General features: G+C 52.2%; 16 protein-coding genes and 1 pseudogene. 3 read left to right on the forward strand and 14 right to left on the reverse strand.

The genetic code is table 11. The features are described 5' to 3' along the window. Positions 1–53: 53 nt before the first annotated feature. The 5 genes from phoU to FKP33_RS02600 form a co-directional block, all read right to left on the reverse strand. Positions 54–713 (reverse strand): phosphate signaling complex protein PhoU, encoded by a 660-nt coding sequence (gene phoU, locus FKP33_RS02580; RefSeq protein WP_127608731.1) that lies wholly within the window; start codon positions 711–713, stop codon positions 54–56. Between the two features lie 31 nt (positions 714–744). Beyond that, positions 745–1,500, reverse strand: a complete 756-nt coding sequence (gene pstB, locus FKP33_RS02585) for a phosphate ABC transporter ATP-binding protein PstB (RefSeq protein ID WP_127608732.1) — start codon at positions 1,498–1,500, stop codon at positions 745–747. Positions 1,501–1,525: 25 nt separating this feature from the next. After that, positions 1,526–2,395: a phosphate ABC transporter permease PstA gene (gene pstA / locus FKP33_RS02590; protein WP_141333869.1), complete on the reverse strand. Its 870-nt coding sequence runs from the start codon at positions 2,393–2,395 to the stop codon at positions 1,526–1,528. After that, on the reverse strand, positions 2,395–3,324 hold the full coding sequence (gene pstC / locus FKP33_RS02595; protein WP_141333870.1) for a phosphate ABC transporter permease subunit PstC: 930 nt from the start codon (positions 3,322–3,324) through the stop codon (positions 2,395–2,397). Before pstC ends, pstA begins: the two co-directional genes overlap by 1 nt. 105 nt (positions 3,325–3,429) lie before the next feature. Next, complete coding sequence (locus FKP33_RS02600) at positions 3,430–4,410, reverse strand: PstS family phosphate ABC transporter substrate-binding protein (protein WP_373423820.1); 981 nt, start codon at positions 4,408–4,410, stop codon at positions 3,430–3,432. A 253-nt stretch (positions 4,411–4,663) separates the two neighbouring features. Here FKP33_RS02600 and FKP33_RS02605 point away from each other — a divergent pair, with 253 nt between their 5' ends. Then, positions 4,664–6,640 (forward strand): methyl-accepting chemotaxis protein, encoded by a 1,977-nt coding sequence (locus FKP33_RS02605; protein ID WP_141333872.1) that lies wholly within the window; start codon positions 4,664–4,666, stop codon positions 6,638–6,640. A gap of 151 nt (positions 6,641–6,791) precedes the next feature. Here the strand turns inward: FKP33_RS02605 and FKP33_RS02610 are convergent, their stop codons facing one another. Continuing rightward, positions 6,792–7,880 carry a Gfo/Idh/MocA family protein gene (locus FKP33_RS02610; protein WP_141333873.1) on the reverse strand — a complete coding sequence of 363 codons (1,089 nt, stop codon included), beginning with the start codon at positions 7,878–7,880 and terminating at the stop codon, positions 6,792–6,794. A gap of 289 nt (positions 7,881–8,169) precedes the next feature. On the opposite strand from FKP33_RS02610, the pseudogene FKP33_RS02615 reads away from it, so the two are divergent. Continuing rightward, positions 8,170–9,216 (forward strand): annotated as a pseudogene (locus tag FKP33_RS02615) (transposase). A 108-nt stretch (positions 9,217–9,324) separates the two neighbouring features. Here the strand turns inward: FKP33_RS02615 and FKP33_RS02620 are convergent. The 4 genes from FKP33_RS02620 to FKP33_RS02635 form a co-directional block, all read right to left on the reverse strand. Next, positions 9,325–10,050 carry a response regulator transcription factor gene (locus tag FKP33_RS02620; RefSeq protein ID WP_127608738.1) on the reverse strand — a complete coding sequence of 242 codons (726 nt, stop codon included), beginning with the start codon at positions 10,048–10,050 and terminating at the stop codon, positions 9,325–9,327. A gap of 105 nt (positions 10,051–10,155) precedes the next feature. Next, the gene (gene pnpS / locus FKP33_RS02625) at positions 10,156–11,958 is read right to left on the reverse strand and encodes a two-component system histidine kinase PnpS (protein ID WP_141333874.1); all 1,803 of its coding nucleotides are present in this window, start codon (positions 11,956–11,958) and stop codon (positions 10,156–10,158) included. A gap of 85 nt (positions 11,959–12,043) precedes the next feature. Then, a complete protein-coding gene (locus tag FKP33_RS02630; protein ID WP_127608740.1) occupies positions 12,044–13,018 on the reverse strand; it encodes a bile acid:sodium symporter family protein in 975 nt (324 codons plus the stop codon). Positions 13,019–13,036: 18 nt separating this feature from the next. Next, complete coding sequence (locus tag FKP33_RS02635; protein WP_127608741.1) at positions 13,037–14,584, reverse strand: fumarate hydratase; 1,548 nt, start codon at positions 14,582–14,584, stop codon at positions 13,037–13,039. Between the two features lie 246 nt (positions 14,585–14,830). On the opposite strand from FKP33_RS02635, the gene yfbR reads away from it, so the two are divergent. Further along, positions 14,831–15,415, forward strand: coding sequence for a 5'-deoxynucleotidase (yfbR, locus tag FKP33_RS02640; RefSeq protein WP_127608742.1), 585 nt, complete (start codon positions 14,831–14,833; stop codon positions 15,413–15,415). A gap of 80 nt (positions 15,416–15,495) precedes the next feature. On the opposite strand, the gene FKP33_RS02645 is transcribed toward yfbR, so the two are convergent. The 4 genes from FKP33_RS02645 to citZ form a co-directional block, all read right to left on the reverse strand. After that, positions 15,496–15,924 (reverse strand): hypothetical protein, encoded by a 429-nt coding sequence (locus FKP33_RS02645; protein ID WP_054797442.1) that lies wholly within the window; start codon positions 15,922–15,924, stop codon positions 15,496–15,498. A gap of 183 nt (positions 15,925–16,107) precedes the next feature. Beyond that, entirely contained in the window at positions 16,108–17,049 is a 942-nt protein-coding gene (mdh, locus tag FKP33_RS02650; RefSeq protein ID WP_127608743.1) for a malate dehydrogenase, read from the reverse strand. A gap of 190 nt (positions 17,050–17,239) precedes the next feature. Continuing rightward, on the reverse strand, positions 17,240–18,535 hold the full coding sequence (gene icd / locus FKP33_RS02655; protein WP_127608744.1) for an NADP-dependent isocitrate dehydrogenase: 1,296 nt from the start codon (positions 18,533–18,535) through the stop codon (positions 17,240–17,242). A gap of 180 nt (positions 18,536–18,715) precedes the next feature. Beyond that, positions 18,716–19,831, reverse strand: a complete 1,116-nt coding sequence (gene citZ / locus FKP33_RS02660; protein ID WP_127608745.1) for a citrate synthase — start codon at positions 19,829–19,831, stop codon at positions 18,716–18,718. Positions 19,832–20,202: the final 371 nt, after the last annotated feature.

Below are 20,202 nucleotides of genomic sequence, written 5' to 3' on the forward strand. Positions count from 1 at the left end.
AAAATTAAAAAAAAGCACAGCTTCGGCAGTTGGCCAAAACTGTACTCTTCTCCTCAAACATTCAGATCTTTACGCTTACCCGTAACCATATAAATAACGCCTTCGCCGATATTGGTCGTATGATCGGCGACGCGCTCAAGGAAATGCGCGGCCAGCATCAGCTGCGACAGCTCGCGGTTGCGCGCCAAGTCACTGTTCATGAGGCCGTTGATCTCCTCCACGACCGAGCTGTACAGCTTATCGACCTCGTCGTCGCGTTCGGCGAGCCTCGCTGCGCGATGCACGTCCCGCTGCGTGTACGATTGCAAGCTTTCGCTCAGCATTTCCCGAACGATCAACGCCATATTCGGGATGATTTCCAGCGGTTTCACCGGGTCTTTGCCTGCCAGACGCCGGGCGATCTTCGCGATATCGACCGCGTGATCGGCGATTCGCTCCAAGTCGACGGCGATTTTGAGCGCCGTCCCGATGATCCGCAGATCGCTGGCCATCGGCTGCTGCAGCGCAATGAGGCGCAAGCAATTTTCTTCAATTTGCAGCAGCTTATCGTCAATCTGATCGTCTTGATCGATCGTTTGCTTCGCCAGCGTTTCGTCCCGCTTCGCCAACGCTTCAACCGCTCCTTCGATGCTGTTCTCTACCAGAGTGCCCATATTGAGCAGTTCTTGCTGCAAATCTTCCACCGCTTGATGAAAATTCGACCTCGTGTCCATCCGCTACTCCTCCTAATTATCGTTGTCGTTATTAACCGAAACGTCCTGTAATATAATCTTCCGTCCGTTGGTCGGTCGGCGTCGTGAAAATTTTCTCCGTTTGATCGGATTCGATCACTTCGCCATTCAGGAAGAAGGACGTGAAGTCGGAAATCCGTGCGGCTTGCTGCATATTGTGCGTGACGATAACGATCGTATATTTCTCGCGAAGCTCGCGGATCAGCTCTTCGATCTTCAGCGTCGAGATCGGATCGAGTGCGGACGTCGGTTCGTCCATCAGCAGAATGCGCGGGTTCACGGCGAGCGCTCTTGCGATGCACAGCCGCTGTTGCTGGCCGCCGGATAAACCGTAGGCCGACTTTTTCAAGTTGCCGCTGACCTCGGTCCACAACGCTGCCGCCTTCAAGCTCGTCTCGACGATGTGATCGAGCTGTTCTTTATCTTTTATGCCGTGAATGCGCGGACCATACGCAATGTTATCGTAAATGGATTTCGGGAAAGGATTCGGCTGCTGGAATACCATGCCGATGTTTTTGCGCAGCAGCTCGACATTCACATCGGGGTCGTAAATATTTTGACCGTCGATGGCTACTTTCCCTTCAATCCTGATGCCCTTGATCATATCGTTCATCCGGTTTAACGTCCGCAGCAGCGTCGACTTCCCGCAGCCGGAAGGTCCGATGAAGGCGGTGACAGAGCTTTCGGAAATTTCCATGTCCACTTTCTTTAACGCATGAAATTCGGAATAATATAAATCCAGCTGCTTTATATCTACAATCGTTGTCATCTCTAGGCTCCTCCTGAACGGTCTTCTACAGCTTCCTCTGATACTTGTTGCGCAAATAGATGGCGAACGCATTCATGCTGAGCAGCATGATGAGCAATAAAATAATCCCTGCCGCGGCCACGTTCTGAAATTCCGCCTGCGGCTGGCTCGCCCAGTTGAAAATCTGGATCGGCATTGCCGTGAATGTATCCATCGGCGATTGCGGCAAGAAAGCCACGTAAGCGACCGCGCCGACGACGATAAGCGGAGCCGTCTCTCCGATTGCCCGGGACAACGACAGAATCGATCCGGTTAGAATGCCCGGCAAGGCCGTCGGCAGCACCACGCGGGTGATCGTCTGCCAGCGGTTCGCGCCGAGCGCGAATGAAGCGTTCCGCAGCGACTGCGGCACCGTCTTGATCGCTTCCTGCGAGGAGACGATAATAATCGGCAGCACGAGCAGCGTCATCGTCAACGCGCCGGACAAGATACTGCGTTCCAAATGCAGCAGCCGGACGAAAACCGTCAATCCGAGCAGTCCGTACACGATGGAGGGAACGCCGGCGAGGTTCGCGATGTTCGTTTGGATAATACGGCTGAATAAAGTGTCTTTGGCATATTCCTCCAGGTAAATCGCGGTTGCGACACCGATGATGAACGTGAGAGGGGCCGTAATCGCCATCAGCCACAACGTACCGACGAAGGCGGCCAGAATGCCGGCCCGATCCGGTAAACGCGATGAATAGTTGGTCAGGAAGTCCCAATCCAACCAGCCGAGACCTTGATATAAGATTTGTATAAGCAATAAAGCAAGCGCAACAATTCCGAAGCAGGTGGATGCAAAAAACAACTGATGGAAACGTTTATTTTTGCTTTTGCGTTTGTTGATGTGCTGAAGTTCATTATGGCTTTCCATCAGTATTCCTCCCTGAACTTTCTGGAAATGTAGCTTGCCAGAATATTCATAGCCAATGTCATGACGAACAACGTCATCCCTACTGCATAAATCGTTAAATATTCGATTGATCCATACCGTGTATCGCCAGAGCTGACCGATACGATATAAGCCGTCAACGTTTGCAAGCTTTGCAGCGGATTATAGGCCATTACAGCCATATTGCCCGCCGCCAGTGTCACGATCATCGTTTCGCCGATCGCACGGGACAACCCGAGCACGAAGGATGCGACGATACCGGAGAAAGCGGCCGGAACGACGATTTTCAAAGCTACCTCCAACCTGGTCGACCCAAGCGCGTAAGCGCCGTTGCGAAGCGCTGTTGGCACAGCAACCATAGCGTCTTCGCTTAAAGAGGAAATAATCGGAATAATCATGATTCCTACGACGATGCCCGCACTAAGGGCATTGAATATTTCCGTTTGCGGAATGATGAACCGGAGTACAGGCGTAACGAACGTCAGGGCGAAGAAGCCGTATACGATCGTCGGAATGCCCGCCAATATTTCCAGAATCGGTTTGACGATATTCCGCACTTTTGCAGGTGCATATTCGCTTAAATAAATGGCGCTGCCGAGCCCGATTGGGATGGCGACGACGCTGGCGATCAGCGTAATGAGCAGCGTACCCGAGATCAGGGGTAAAATGCCGTACTGCGGCGGCTCGAACAGCGGTGTCCACTGGATGCCGCTGATGAATTCCCAGAACGGGACTTCCCGGAAAAAGCCGAACGATTCGACGATGAGGATCAGCACGATGCCGACGGTCGTCATAATCGAAATAACAGCAAAAAAGGCCAATATCTTGGGTATCAGCACATCGGAGGATAATACGTTTTTTTTCTTTTTATAATTTACTTTTGTCAATTGAGGCGAAACTTTTTTGTCCATAAACATCCCCCCGTGTAAAGCAAGTAATAGTCGGAAAACCGCGGCACTCCACAGCGAACCTCCGGAGTGCCACGGCTTCCAAACTTTTTTACAGATTCAGGTTCATTATTTCAATAATTCCAGGTTTTTGTTCAAAACATCTTGAGGAAGCTTGATATACTTAACGGCTTCAACCAATTTCATGCCTTCCGCACTGTTGTAATATTTCAAAAATTCTTTAATGTGCGGTTGATCGATCGCTTTCTTCGTCGGATACACGAAGATGTAACGGGAAAGCGGCGCATAGGTCATTTTTTCGATCGTTTCGTGAGTCGGAGCTACTGCCGGAGCGTTCGCATCCTTCTTGATCGCAACGGCATTCAACTTATCTTCATTTTCTTTGTAGTAAGAGAAACCGAAGTAGCCGAGAGCAAACTCATCGCCGGCTACGCCCTTCACAAGTACGTTATCGTCCTCGGAAGCCGTGTAGTCCGCGCGGGATTCTTTTGCTTTGCCGTTGATCGCTTCCGTAAAGAATTCGAACGTACCGGAAGCCGTACCTGGGCCGTACAACTTGATTTCTTTATCCGGCCATTCCGGACGAACTTCGTTCCATTTTTTCAATTTGCTGTCTTTATTCCAAATCTTTTTCAATTCCTCTGCCGTCATATCCTTCGCGAACGTGTTCTTTTTGTTTACGACAACGGTAATGCCATCCAAGGCCACGGGCATTTCAAATGCTTCGGTGCTTTGTTTCGTTTTCAATTCGTCCAATTCTTCTTTTTTGAACTTACGGGACATGTCCGCGATATCGATTTCGCCAGCGATCAATTTCTTCGCGCCGTTACCGGAACCGGACTCGCCGACTGTAATTTTTACATCTTTATTTTTCTTCATGAACTCCTCGGCCACAGCCTGGGAGATCGGGAACACGGTGGAAGAACCGTCAATTTTGATCTCGCCCTTCAGACCTGCTGGAGCCGGAGTCGCTGCGGAAGGAGCCGGCGTTGCGCCACCTTGCGTATTCTCGTTTGCTTTAGTACCACATGCCGCCAAAGACAATGCCATTACTGCCGCAGTTACCGCCAACGTGCTTTTCTTAAACAACTTGACCACTCCTTAAAATTTGTGTTTGTCGCTCACAATGACAATCTTATCTCCTTATTGTTTTCGCTAATTCAATCATTTGTTAACGCAATGTAAAAAATCTCGAAATCTCTGCAACGAAACGTCAAAGTGCCGCAAGAACGCTGCCTCATTCGACAAACATTTACATGAAATTAACATTTCTCGTACAATCGCTTAATTTTCAAATAGTACGATAGTCATAGAAAAATACACCTTACAGGGAGGGAAACGAATGGTTTCATCTATTCGAACATGGCTTAGCCTCGAATTTACGCTGAAAGCCAAACTGATTCTTAGCTTTACAGCCCTGCTGCTCATTTTTGTCGCCGTGTCTGCCTTTAATAGAAGCCAAATGAACGGCATTCATCAACAAGTGCTTCATCAGAATGCGGAAATGAACAAGCAGCGGCTCGCTCTGGAGCTGAAAATCAAAACGAACGAGATCGACGCCGTTAAATCTGGATATATTATTTCCAAAGATGAGAAATTAATCGGCCAGTTCGAACAAAAGAGCGCAGACTTTTACACGCTGGTCGAACAAATCGCATCCAGCGCCTCCAACAGCGACCAGCGTAAATGGAGCGCTAAGCTGACCAACACGTCTACCGAATATACGGCTACGTTCAACACCGCCCTGCAGATTGTCCGCAACCCCAATTTGTCTCCCGTGGAGATGAACGAGCAGTTAGCCAAGGTGCACGAGCTGTCGCAAGTACATAAGGAATACATCTTCGAGCTGGTCGATCAGTTTAACCAGGCTTACGAATCCGATGTACAAGCGGCAATCTCCAGCTCGAACGAATATGTGAAGCAGTCGCAGAACACCTCTTTAATAGCCGTATTGCTTGTTCTCGTCGTTAGTGCAGGTGTGGCCTTCTTGTTGATTCGCTCCTTTATGAGACCGATCAGCCGTTTGCAAAAAGCCGTAAGGCAAATTGCCCAAGGCGATTTAACGAGCCGGATCAACAACACGTCGCGCGACGAGCTCGGCAACCTGAGCCGCGACTTCGATCATATGATCGGGCAAGTTCGCGGGATGCTGCAAAACTCGCAGCGCATCGCCTCGTCGCTGTCCACGCACTCCAGCATGTTCCGCGAATTCTCGGGCTCGACAGCCTTGGCCAACAAGGAAATTGTGCGCGCCATTCATGAAATTTCGGCAGGCGCCGAGCAGCAGGCGCAATATACGGTGCTCAGCTCGACGACGATCAACGAGCTGGACGAGCAGGTGCGCGATATCGCGAAGTTCACTGACACGGTGCAGCGCAAGAGCCGCGAAGCGGCTATCAATACGCATACCGGTTCGGAATCGATGGAAGAGCTGCAGAGCGCGGCGCGGCGCTCGGAAGAAGTGCTTCATCACGTGTATCAGGCTATGGAGACGTTATCGCGCAGCTCCGCGCAAATCGCCAAAATCGTGGGCACCATTTCGGATATTTCCACGCAGACGAATGTGCTTGCGTTGAACGCCGCGATCGAAGCGGCCAGAGCCGGCGTACACGGCAAAGGCTTCTCGGTCATCGCCGAGGAAGTGCGGCTGCTGTCGGGGCAGACGAATGATTCGTCCAAGATGATTGCCGTCATCGTCAAATCGTTGATGACACAAATTAAAGAACTTGAAGCAACTCTGGGGGAAGCGAAGCAATCGTTCGAACAGCAGAAAGGCAAGATGAGCGACAGCCTCGCGGCTTTCCAGGAAATTCGCCAATCGATGGACGAGCTCTCCAGCCATTTCGGACAAATTCATTCGCGTATCGCCGCGGCGGAGGACAAAAACAACCAGCTCGTCCAGTCGATCCAGCATGTCGCTGCCATCGCGCAGGAAACGGCTGCCGGTGTCGAAGAAGTCAACTCCTCCTCGCTTCAGCAGGATGCGGCTATACACCAGATCGCCCGCGAAGCCGACGACATCTTGGAGCTGGCCCAGTGGCTGTTCACGGAAATCAACAAATTCAAGATCGGCGAGGCTGAACCGTCAACGGACGGCGATCCGGCAGCGCCGGAGGCGCAAGCCATGGCCCTGGAGGAGCGAAACGGCGGGAGCGAAAACCGCCCGAACGCCGAGACAGCAAGCGGATTTAACCCGGGGATGGATCGAAACGATGCCCTCAGGGAACCTCAGCGGACAACAGTGAACACCCAAGAAGCGAAGAAAGCCGAAGGGCAAGAGAAGAGCGAAGAGGAGAAGAAGAAGCTGGTGACGGTATAGGTCCGATTCATTCGCACAGAGCTGCCCCCCGCCAGGGGCTTGAACCTCGGGCGAGGTGGCGGATGGCAAAGAGACATAAAGCGAACTTCCTGGCGCCGATAATAAAAAAAAACGTACCGAAGCATGGTCTGCTTCCGGTACGTTTTTTGCGTTATTTTTCTTCGAAATAAACGGCCTTGCCCGTTTTGGAGGATTCGTAAATCGCTTCTAGAATTTCCGAAACGACGCAAGCTTGCTCCGGCGTGACCACCGGATCGCTATCGTTCTCGATCGCTTCCAGCCACATGCGGGCTTCCAGATCGGCCGGACTTTCTTTGGCTCCATCGTAGAAGTCTACGCCTTTTGCATCAAGCTGGATTTCATTTGTAAACAACCGGCTGTGCTTCTCCCCGTTGATGCGCAGGCCGTCCCACATATCGGCGCCGCCTTCCGTACCGCAAAGCGTCGTCTTGGCTTCCCCGGTTTGCAGCATATTGATGGCCCAGCTCGACTCCAGTACGATCGTCGCGCCGTTCTGCATCGTAATCATCCCGAATGCCGAATCCTCAACCGTAAACTTTTGCGGGTCCCAGGATCCCCAGGCATTCGCCGCATTTTTCTTCTGCGACAGCTTATGGAACGCCGTACCCAGTACCGCTTTCGGCTTGTAGTTGTCCATCATCCAGAGCGTCAGGTCAAGCGCGTGCGTCCCGATATCGATGAGCGGCCCCCCGCCCTGTTTCTCTTCGTCGAGGAACACGCCCCAAGTCGGCACCGCGCGGCGGCGAATCGCATGCGCTTTGGCGTAATAGATGTCGCCGAGCTCTCCATCCTCGCATACTTGCTTTAAGAATTGGCTATCCGGACGGAACCGGTTTTGGTAGCCGATCGTCAGCTTTTTGCCGGTTCGTTTGGCCGCTTCGACCATACGTCTTGCGTCGGCCGCCGTCTTGGCCATCGGCTTTTCACACATGACGTGCTTGCCCGATTCCAGCGAAGCGATCGTAATATCGGCATGGGAATCGTTAGGCGTACATATATGGACGATATCCAGGCTCGAATCCGACAGAAGCTCCCGGTAATCGGTGTACACCTTCGCTTCAGCGGTGCCGAATTTTTGTGCCGCGTCCCGGGCCCGATCCTCATGAATGTCGCAGAAAGCGACCATTTGAGCGTTCGGCTGGTTTTGAAGCGCAGGCATATGTTTGCCGAATGCGATGCCGCCGCAGCCGATAATACCGATTCTATACACTTTAGACATAATTCATATTCCTCCCTGGACATAGCTTGTATAATGCCGATAAAGGCGCTTTACATTTAGTATAGACAAGTCCAAGGAAAAAGATATGGCGTATTTGGCTTTCTTTGCATCCGATTTTGGCATGCGCCGCTGCGCGGCGTTTCCCGGGAAATATTTTGTTACCGCAAAAAAACGGCCCCTTCACTAGGGCCCTGCAAAACGAATACAGATTCTGTTAAAAACAACCCAATGCCGCGCAGGCATTGGGTTTGTTGTATACTGGAAGAAAAGTAAAGAGAGTTGAATAAGATTGCTACACTCGGCTAAGCAAATGACCACATCGTTCCATGCGGAGTTATATAAATTTATCCCGGAAGATCATCTACTTAAGAAGATTCACGGTATTGTGGACTTCAGTTTCATCCATGAGCTAGTGAAAAATTCATATTGTGAGCATTAAGGCAGACCGGCAAACGAGCCGGAGCTGCTTTTTCGCTTGCTATTTTTACAGATCCTATACAATCTTTCGGATGAGCGAATGATACAAGAAGCGCAGGTTAACCTGGCTTACAAATGGTTTATCGGGGTAAATCCGGAAGATGCATTGCCGGATGCTTCGCAACTCTCACGTTTCCGTAACCACCGTCTTGGCGTAAATCAAGTGGCTGATGTGCTTAAACAAGTAGTAGGCCAGTGCATCGACAAAGGGCTCATCAAGTCGAAAACCATCATTATGGATGCCACGCATACGTATGCAGCAACCCAGCGTCAACAGCCGCTGAACGTGCTTCGGGAAGCAGCCAAACGACTATTTCGTGTTGTGGTAAAACGGCATCCAAAGCTAGAGAAGAAGCTTCCTCCCTTGCCGAAAGTCAAGAGTGAGCAAGAAGATGCAGAGAAGGTCATGTTGCGCTATCTCGCCGAGCTTGGTCAAACGGTAGAAGAGTTGTTGCCGGACCATGAAGGGGCAATAAGCGACAAATTGCATATCGCGAAGGAAAATACTGGAGACAGCCGTTCGCTCGTATTCTACTTTGACGTAGAGAAGTGCAAAGAATGTCCGTTGCGCGAGGGCTGCTACAAACCGGAGTCCAAAAGCAAGACATACTCCATTCGAATCATTGCTGAGCACTTCAAAGAACAAATGGAGTTCGAACTAAGTGATACGTTTAAAGAGCGGATTAAACGTAGGCCGATCATTGAACATAAAAACGCAGAGATGAAGAGGTTCCACGGTATGGAAAGGGCCAAATATCGAGGTCTTTTTCGTATGCGAATACAGGCCTATCTCACTGCGTTCGTTGTAAATGTGAAACGAATGGTTAGGTTAATAGAGCAAAAGCAGCCCGCCCTCTGACGAGGAACGAGCTGCTTTTTTAGTTTTCCAATCACTTTTACCAATTCAGAGAACTTGTTTTCTCAAAATTGAGGATTTTGCAGGGCTCTCTTCACTAGGGCCGTTTCTCTAACTCTTATCCTTCTTCACCGGGGTGGTCACGAGCTTATATCCCACGCCGCGTATCGATTCGATCTGCACCGATTGTTGGTTCATCTCCAGCTTCTTGCGCAAGGAGCTGACATGGACATCGACGGTACGCTGGCCGCCGATATAATCGAAGCCCCAGACGATGTTCATCAGATCGTCCCGCGTCACGACGACCCCGGGCCGCTGCACCAAATACAGCAATACCTCAAACTCCTTGGGCCGCAGCGGAATCGATTCTCCGCCCAGAACAACCTCGTACTTCTCGGGGTAAATCATCAAATCGCCGGCCATGATAACCTTCTCGCCGTTCCCCGTCTTCTCGTGAGCCGCTTCCTCCGACATCGTACGGCGAAGCACCGCGGACACCCGGGCGAGCAGCTCGGCCACACCGAACGGCTTCGTGATGTAATCGTCTGCGCCGTACTTCAGCCCCTGCACGACTTCCTCTTCCGCATTACGTGCGGTTAGAATGATAACCGGCGTCTTATTGCCCTTCTGCCGGAGCTTCGATAAAATATCAAAACCGTTCATCCCGGGAAGCATGATATCGAGCACAATCAGATCGAACTGCTGCTGCAGCGCTGCCTGCAAACCGTCGCTTCCGTGATCGATGACCTTGGTTTCATAGCCTTCTTGGGTTAAATTATAGGACAGCAATCTTGCTAACGTAGGCTCGTCTTCGATAACAAGTATTTTTTGCGGCATGGGAATCCCCCGACTTCATATCTATATATACTTTAAGCTTAACATAGCCTGTCCGTGCTGACAAACCCGAAAAACTTTTAAAAACGTAACACGCTATGAAATAGATCAATGTATCAGCGGCATCTCAATGATAAACTTCGACCCGACGCCGACCTCGCTTTCGACGCGAATGGTGCCCTTGTGCAGCTCTACCAAGTGTTTCACAATTGACAAACCGAGTCCCGTCCCGCCTGAGCTTCGCGACCTCGCTTTATCCACCCGATAAAACCGTTCAAAGATACGCGGAATGTCCTTCTTTGGAATTCCGATTCCCGTATCGGTGATGGTAAAACGAACCTTGTCGCTCTCCACCGCATCGGAACCGCCCGTCATATGTTCGACGCGAATGCTCACTTTGCCGCCTTCCGGCGTATAGTTAATGCCGTTGGACAGCAAATTGATCAATATTTGCCGCAGCCGGTCTTCATCCGCCTCCATATAGATGTCTTCAGGAACCGACATTTGCAGTTCAATCTCTTTGCTCATGGCCTGTGAACGCAGCACATTCAGGCAGTTCCCGATGAACGGCTGCAGATGCACCGGTGAAAAATGGAGCGGAATCCGCTTCGATTCGATTTTCGAAAGCTCCAAAATATCGCCGATCAAGCGGTTCAAACGTTCGCTCTCGTCGAAGATGATCTGCAGAAACGATCGCGCCGTTTCCTTATCGTCGAGGGCCCCCGCCAGCAGCGTCTCGGCAAAGCCCTTCACGGCCGCGATCGGCGTCTTCAACTCATGCGACACATTGGCGACGAACTCGCTGCGCATCCGTTCCAGGCGGCGAACCGCCGTAATGTCGTGCAGGACGATCAGCAGACCCGACCACTTGGCGCTCACTTCGGAGATGGGGTTCAAGTTGATTTCGAGGATACGCTCGGTCGGGAAATAAAATACCATCTCGTCGCGGATATGCGCCTTCGAATCGATGCACTCTTGAATGAGCTGCGTAAATTCGAACTGCTGCTTCGCTTGATCAAAACGCTTGCCTAGCAGCTCCGGCGCGGAGAATCCGAGAATCTCCTCGGCAGAACGGTTTAACAGCACGATGTTACCGTCCCGATCGATCATGACGACGCCGCTGATCATGTTCTCCAGCACGCTTTTCAACCGGCTTTCGTCCTCGAGAATCCGGTTCATCTGCAGCTGCAAGCTGTCAGCCATCCGGTTAATGGCTATGCCGAGCTGCCCGATTTCATCTTTCTTGCTCACCTTGACCCTATACTTGTAGTTCATGTCCGTAATTTGCTGGGCTACGCTCGTGATCAGCTCGATAGGCCGGGTGACCCCATAAGCGATCCGGTAGCTGATCAGCCCGGCCAGCACGAACACGACCAGCAGACCGGAGAGCAGACCGAGCCAGACTTTGCGGATCGATTGCTCCACTTCAGTTAAACTCATCGCGAGACGCAAATAACCGAGCTTCTCATCGCCTGCCTTCACCGGCAAAGCCGCATACAGCATGTTGCGTCCGAGCGTACTGCTGAACCGGGTCGCATACCCGATGCCGTCCCGGGACGCCGCAATAATCTCCTCGCGGTCCGAGTGATTCTCCATTCCTTTCGGATCGCTGTCCGAATCGCCCAGCACCGTACCGTCCGCTTGAATGAACGTCACACGCGCATCGGCCGATTGCTTCAGCATCAATGCCTTCCCGGTGAAATATTGAAACCTTTCTTCCATGGAAGCAAAGCCGGAGGCCTTCCACTCGACCGTCGTCATAATGATGCGCAGCTCGCGTTCCATATTTACCTTTAACGAATCGATATTCGACTGCTGCAGCATTCGCGCCATGAAAATACCGGCCAACAGCACGCTCGAGCCAATCAAGGCGATAAAAATGAAGGTCAGTCGCGCACGGAACTTATTCATCCTGTAAAGCTTCCCTCCAAGCTCGGGCATGCGGATGTCCGCTTGTCCGTCCCAAACATTTTACTCCTTATCCTAACGGCTTTGGTCAGGAAACGCCAGTTAATTTATTGTAAAGGCGCGACGCCATGAATTTTTTCATAAACAAACTGTTGATGGTCGCAAACGGCTGTTGAAAAAGGATCGACAGCACGACCGGCACCGCCGTCAGTGGACTGAAATACGCGAGCGCCAGCACGAGGCCGAGCGAAATATTCCGCATGCCGGACACGTACGTCAGTGTGACCAACATCTCCGGCTTCCGCAGCCAGAGCGATCCGGCAAGCCCGATGCCGTAGCAAAGGGCTACCAGGATGACGACCAGCGGCAGGACTGCCAGCAAATCGCCTTTCAGTTCCACCACATGCGGGGTAATGGCCGCCGCATTAATCAGAATGACCACGCACAGGGCGAGCTTGGAGGTCGGGCCGCAGAAAGGCGCCGACCACGCCTTGAACCGGTAGCGGGACAACTCATTCACCAGGATGCCGAGCAGCGTCGGAGCAACGACGATCATGACCAGGTCGAGCAGCATGCCAGCGTGGTCGAGCTCGATCGATGCGCCGAACAGAAACTCCAGTGCGCCGGGAATGACAAGCGGGCTCAGCGCCGTGTCGATCACGATCATGGCCAGCGTAAACGGCACGTGACCTCGGGACAGCGATACCCAGAGGACCGAGGACACGCCGAGCGGAATGATCGCGAACAGCACGAAGCCTACGACGTAAGGCGAATCCGCCCCGAAAACAGCGGCGCTCAGCGCATAAGCGACCAGGGGCGCCGCAATATGCGTCATCACGAACGTCAGCAGTATCGTACCGGGCATGCGCAGCGCTTCGCGGATTTGCTTGATGCTGCAGCCCGACGCCATCACGAACGTCAAATAAGCGAACAGCAGCGGAATGGCGCCGACCCCGGATTTGAACTGCTCAGATAAAAGAAACCCGAGTATCAGCGATACCGGGGTTAAGAGAAATAAATAGGTTTCAATGAACGTATTGAGACGATTCCCTATCTGGTTCATGTCGGTCCGTCTTCCTGATTATACGAAAACGGGCTCTTTGAATTGAGCGAGTTTCGCGCGCGAGTCGTTCTCGACATCGGCATGCAGGCTGTTGCCGTGTGAATCCATCGTGACGATCGCGGCAAACCCTTCGGTTTGCAAATGCCACATCGCTTCCGGGATACCGAACTCAAGGAAGTCCACGCCTTCCACCTTCTTGAAACATTCGGCATAATATTGAGCCGCTCCGCCTATGGCGTTCAAATAGACGCCACCATGCTCCTGCAGCGCCTTCAACGTCTTCGCGCCCATACCGCCCTTGCCGATGACCGCACGGATGCCGAATTTCTTAATGATGTCGCCTTGATACGGCTCCTCGCGGATACTGGTTGTCGGTCCTGCTGCTTTCACGACCCAGTTCCCTTCGCCGTCCTTTGCCATGACCGGACCGCAATGATAAATAACCGCACCGTTCAGATCGATCGGCGAGTCGTGATCCATCAAATATTTGTGCAGCGCGTCGCGTCCGGTGTGCATCGGTCCGTTGATAATGACGACGTCGCCTACGCGAAGCGAACGAATTTGTTCTTCCGAGATCGGCGTTTGCAGCACGATTTCACGGCGTTCGCCGCTGTCAGCCGAAGCCGCGGCGTCCTTGACCGGCTCGTCCTTCTCCATCGGCAGCTCATTGCCTCTGCGGTATACCCATTCGGTGATGTCGCCCGTGCTCGGATCGATCAGCACGCCTTGACGGCGGAACGCCCAGCAGTTATAGGCCACCGACACGTAGAAGCTGGCCGGAAGCCGGTTCATGACGCCCACTTTACAGCCGAGCAGCGATACTTGACCGCCGAAGCCCATCGTCCCGATTCCGAGTTTATTGGCGTTCTCCATCACGTAATCTTCCAGCTTGCGCAGCTCTTCGTTCGGGTTCACATCGTCTACGGCACGGAACAATTGATGCTTCGCCAGCTCATAACCGGTCGTCCGGTCGCCGCCGATGCCTACGCCGATGAAACCCGCGCTACAGCCCTGTCCCTGCGCTTGGTAGACGGCGTGCATGATGCATTTACGGATACCGTCCAGGTCACGACCCGCTTTACCGAGTCCTTCGAGCTCGGTCGGCAGGCTGTACTGAATGTTTTTGTTCTCGCAGCCGCCGCCCTTCAGAATCAGCTTCGCTTCGATTTCCGGACGTTCCCATTGCTCAAAATGAATGACCGGCGTGCCGGGTCCGATGTTATCGCCACTGTTCGCGCCTGTCAACGAATCCACGGAGTTCGTACGCAGCTTGCTGTCCTTCGTCGCTTTGGCTACCGCTTCAATGATCGCTTTCTTCATCTCGATCTGATTCGCCCCCACAGGGGTATGTACGATGAACGTCGGCATCCCCGTATCTTGGCAAATCGGCGACACGTTGCACTCCGCCATCCGGATGTTGTCAGCGATCGTCGACAACGACAACGCGGACCGCGTGCCCGCATCTTCCTTCAATCGCGCTTCCTGGATAGCTTCACGGACGTCGGCCGGAAGGTTTGTAGACGTTTCGACGATCAGTTTATAAATGCTCTCTTGAAATTGCTGCATGATGGGATAAAACTCCTTTCGGTGGCTGAAAACCTTATGTTTGGACATCTAAGCATATAACTCTATCATACCATACACGTACGCCTGCTAGCACCTTGTTTTCATAGGTTTCATGCAGCGGTCCGGGGCTTTCGGCAACAGGTCACCAGCTTTTAATAATTTGGCTAGGGCATTCCGGCTCCGTATCGTGTATAATTCGTTGTGCGGCAAGTTTGACGCCATTAAACAGACTGGGATGATGATTGCATGGAAAGCCATTTTTTTGCGTATATGTACCGTCTCCGCTATATTGAGCGTTGGAGCCTGATGCGTAACGTGATGAAGGAAAACGTTGCGGAGCATTCGTTTCATGTCGCCATCCTGACGCACGTGCTGTGCACGATTGCCAACGACGTATACGACCGGAAGGTGCCGACGGACCGTATCGTCAGCATGGCGCTGTTTCACGATGCGACCGAAGTGTTTACCGGCGACATTCCGACCCCGGTGAAGCATCACAATCCGAAAATTTTATCCAATTTCCGCGAGATCGAACAGCTGGCCGCCGATCGGCTGCTGGATATGATTCCCGATTCGCTGCGCGCCGTCTACGATCCGCTGATTGATCCGAAGAAAAATACGGAGCTTTCGGAATATAAAAAGTACGTGAAAGCCGCCGACCTGCTCGACGCTTATTTGAAATGCGTCACCGAGCTATCCGCCGGAAACCGTGAATTTACGACGGCGAAGAAGCAGATCGAAGATACGATGGCGTCCATCAGCATGCCGGAGCTGAATTACTTTCTGGAGCATATGGCTCCGAGCTTCGAGAAGACGATCGACGAGCTGTAGACCACTCACCCCGAGGCGGACGATACCGACGACGAAGAAAGACCAGACTGCACGAGTCTGGTCTTTCTTTGATGGCGCTATTAAGCGAACCAATTCGGGAAATTCATCAAAGTGACGGTCAAGAAAAACAATACGCCGTTAATCAGCGCCAACGTTTTGATCGAGCCGAGCTGAGGTTTAATCGCACTGCCGGATGACTCTTTCAGCGCAAGGCGCATACGCTTGCCCATGATGCCCGACAACGCGGCGATGCCGAGGAACAAGACAACCGCGAGCACCATCCAGACGATCGAATAATCGGCTTTGCTGACCAAATATCCCCCGGTTAGAAACGATAAAATCAGAGCGAATTGCCCGACGCGGTTCGTCGTAAACAGGACGCTAAGAAAACCGAATTGCGACGCCCCCGACTGCAGCTTATCCACACGATTGAGGAGAAACGGCAGCACCAAATAAATTCCCATCAAAATTGCGCTTACAACATGAATGTACAGCAGCACTTGCAGCATACGACGGCTTGCCTCCCTATACCTATTCTTAATACCTAGTATAACGGATGACCTAGCGCGTAGCAAACGGCCCCCGTCCCGCTTCAGCGGACATTCGTTATCCGGTAACGTTTGTCCCCCAAAAAAAATCGCAATCTCCGTTGGAACGGTAGATTGCGATCGGTTGGTGATGCGTAACGACGATTAGATCGTGACAACTTTGATGACGTTGCGTACGGAATCGGCCGATTTGTCGAGAGCCGCTTTTTCTTCCGGAAGCAGCTCGAGCTCAAATACTTTCTCGATGCCGTTGCCGCCAAGCAAGGTCGGCACGCCCATGAACAGGTTGTCGTAGCCGTACTCGCCTTGAAGCAAAGCGATCGAAGGAATGATGCGTTTTTTGTCTTTCAGGATCGCTTCCGTCATTTGCACGAGCGAAGCAGCCGGCGCGTAGTACGCGGAGCCGTTGCCGAGCAGGTTGACGATTTCGCCGCCGCCTGTGCGCGTGCGCTTCACGATCGCCTCGATGCGCTCAGCCGGGATCAATTTCTCAATCGGAATTCCGCCGACGTTGGAGTAACGAACGAGCGGAACCATGTCGTCGCCGTGGCCGCCGAGAACGAAGCCGCGAACGTCTTCAACGGATACGTTCAGTTCTTGTGCGATGAATGTGCAGTAACGCGCAGTGTCGAGTACGCCGGATTGGCCAATGACACGATTTTTCGGGAAGCCGAGCGTTTCATAAGCAACGTAAGTCATGGCATCAACCGGGTTGCTGAGGATGATAACGATCGATTCTGGGCTAGTTCTTTTCACGTTCTCACAAACGGACTTCACGATACCTGCGTTTGTGTTCACGAGGTCGTCGCGGCTCATGCCCGGCTTCCGAGCGATACCGGCCGTGATGATGACGATGTCGGAGTTCGCGGAATCGTCGTAGTTGGACGTGCCGACGATGTTCGCGTCGAAGCCTTGTACCGGAGAAGCTTCGAGCATGTCGAGCGCTTTCCCTTTGGTTGGGTTCTCAAGCTGCGGGATGTCGAGCAATACGACGTCGCCAAGCTCTTTCTGTGCCAGCATCAGCGCAGTTGTCGCGCCTGTGAAGCCTGCGCCGACGACCGTAATTTTTTTACGTTGAATAGCCATGATGAATCCCTCCCGAAATTATTAGTTTTATGGCGGGGACTGATCCCCTGCCGAAGCGCGCTCCCACACCCGAACGTAACGCTGGAACACCCACGCACGCATGAAAAGCGTGTCGTCGCAGCGCGCGAGCCCCTGTTCACGCCTACGACGACTAGAAGCGCTCCTGACTCCAAAACCTCATGGGTGACTCTTAGAAATTTTTAATAATCTCATCCGCAAACTGCGAGCATTTTACTTCCGTAGCGCCTTCCATCAAACGTGCAAAGTCATAAGTAACCGTTTTGTTGTTGATGGCCGTTTCCATTCCTTTGTAGATCAGCTCAGCCGCTTCCAGCCAGCCGAGGTGCTCAAGCAGCATAACGCCGGAGAGGATAACCGAACCCGGGTTTACAACGTCCAAACCTGCGTATTTCGGAGCCGTACCGTGCGTAGCTTCGAAAATGGCGTGGCCTGTTACATAGTTGATGTTCGCGCCTGGCGCGATACCGATACCGCCGACTTGAGCAGCCAGCGCGTCGGACAAGTAGTCGCCGTTCAAGTTCAACGTCGCGATGACGTCGAAGTCGGTCGGACGCGTCAATACTTGCTGCAGCGCGATATCCGCGATTGCGTCTTTCACGATGATTTTGCCAGCGGCTTCCGCTTCTTTTTGAGCTTTGTTCGCAGCATCTACGCCTTGAGCCTCTTTGATTTTATCGTATTGCGCCCAAGTGAAGGTTTTATCGCCGAACTCTTCCTCAGCCAGCTCATAACCCCAGTTTTTGAACGCGCCTTCGGTGAACTTCATGATGTTGCCTTTGTGTACGAGCGTAACGCTTTTGCGTTTGTGCTGGATCGCATATTCGATCGCTGCGCGGACCAAACGCTTGGAGCCTTCGGAGGAAACCGGCTTGACGCCGATACCGGAAGTTTCCGGGAAGCGGATCTTTTTGACGCCCATTTCATTTTGCAAGAAGGCAAGCACTTTCTTCACTTCTTCGGAACCTGCCGCCCACTCGATGCCGGCATAGATGTCTTCCGTATTTTCACGGAAAATAACCATGTCTACGAGCTCAGGACGTTTAACCGGGGAAGGCACGCCATTGAAGTAGCGAACCGGACGGGAGCATACATACAGGTCAAGCTCCTGGCGAAGCGCAACGTTCAAGGAGCGGATCCCGCCGCCGATTGGCGTAGTCAACGGTCCTTTGATGGCAACGATGTATTCGCGGATCGCAGTCAGCGTATCAGCCGGCAGCCAGTTGTTGAATTTATTAAAAGCTTTCTCGCCTGCAAACACTTCGTACCAAGCGATTTTCTTCTCGCCTTTATAAGCTTTCTCAACAGCCGCATCCAATACGCGCTTGGAAGCCGCCCAGATGTCAGGACCTGTGCCGTCACCTTCGATGAATGGGATGATCGGTTGGTTCGGAACGTTCAGCTTGCCGTCGGTAATCGTGATGCGTTCGCCTTCTGTCGGCAAAGAATATTGCTCGAATTGTACCATGATTATGTAATCCTCCTCGTTAAATGAGAGCCGGCCTGCGCCGACTCGCGTAGTTAGGGTATACCTCAAAAAGATACGGGAGCTGCGGCATCCCGGTTTCCCTGAGTGAGCGCCGCAACAGCCCGTGTAGGTAACAGCATTATCGTGGCAAGAACCACATTCGTTCGCTTGAAGCTCCGATTAGCGTTTCTCGATCGGAACGTAAGCTTGGTGAGAAGGTCCGGTGTACTCGGCACGCGGACGAATCAGACGGTTGTTCTCGTATTGCTCAAGGATATGCGCCGTCCATCCCGATGTACGGCTGATGGCGAAGATCGGCGTGAACAGGTCGCGCGGAATTTCCAGAGACGTGTATACGGAAGCGGAGTAGAAGTCGACGTTCGGCTTCAATCCTTTTTGACCGGTGACCAATTCTTCGATTTGGATGGACATGTCGTACCAGTTCATGTTCCCGGTCAGCTTGCCGAGCTCTTGAGACATTTTTTGGAGGTGCTTCGCGCGAGGATCGCCGTTTTTGTAAACGCGGTGACCGAAGCCCATAATTTTCTGTTTATTTTCCAGCTTCTCGGTGATGTAGCTCTTCACATTGGCAGCCGTGCCGATTTCTTCGAGCATCGCCATAACCGCTTCGTTCGCGCCGCCGTGCAGAGGTCCTTTCAACGCGCCGATGGCGGAAGTGACGCCGGAATAAATGTCCGACAGCGTAGCTACGGTAACGCGAGCGGCGAACGTCGAAGCGTTCAGCTCATGATCGGCGTGGAGCACAAGCGCTTTGTCCAACGCTTCGATCGCAATTTTCTCCGGATTTTTGCCGGTCAGCATATACAAGAAGTTTTCCGAGATGCTGCCTGCATCCGCTTTCGGAGCGATCGGCTCGAGGCCTTTGCGGATGCGGTCGAACGCCGCAACGATCGTCGGCAGCTGAGCTTGCAATTTAATAGCCTTACGAAGGTTCGATTCCGGCGTCATATCGCCGGCTTCGGGATCGTAAAGCGCAAGACTGGAAACAGCGGTACGCAGAGCCGCCATCGTATTCACGTCTTTAGGGTACAGCTTGATTTGATTCAACACTTCGGCAGGCACCGCTGCGTTGCTGTTCAATTCCTGGATCAACCCGCTCAGCTCGGAGCGATTAGGCAGCTTGCCGTACCATAACAAATAGACAACCTCTTCGAACGTAGCGTTCTCGGCGAGGTCGTCGATATTGATGCCGCGATACGTGAGCACGCCGTCGATGATGGAGCTGATGGAGGAAGTTGTGGCTACGATTCCTTCCAAACCTTTGGTAGCAGTCAAGATAATCTCTCCTTTGTCGTTCGATTCACATAAGTCTACTATAAAGGATTTACCTATCAATGTGAACAAATTTAGACATAAAAGTTCATTATCAGCACCATAAAGAATGTTTCTTATTGCCTCGAAATCTATAATTTCCAGCAAAGCTGAACCATTTCGACGCTGCATGGAAACTTCGTTCAAGACGCGAAAGGATATTCCCCCCTGAGAAACTGCGATCAACCAAACTCCGCTTTATCGCTCTTCGCCTAAATTTGCATCCCACCTAGAAGCATGTCATAACCGATGTAAAATTATTCCCCAAAGTTTTGCAGCATCCAAAATCGATGTTAAAATAAGAGCATGACGACTTGCAAACAGGAGGTTTCCAC

It is taken from the genome of Paenibacillus sp. tmac-D7 (assembly GCF_006519665.1).
In the GTDB taxonomy this organism is placed as follows: domain Bacteria; phylum Bacillota; class Bacilli; order Paenibacillales; family NBRC-103111; genus Paenibacillus_G; species Paenibacillus_G validus.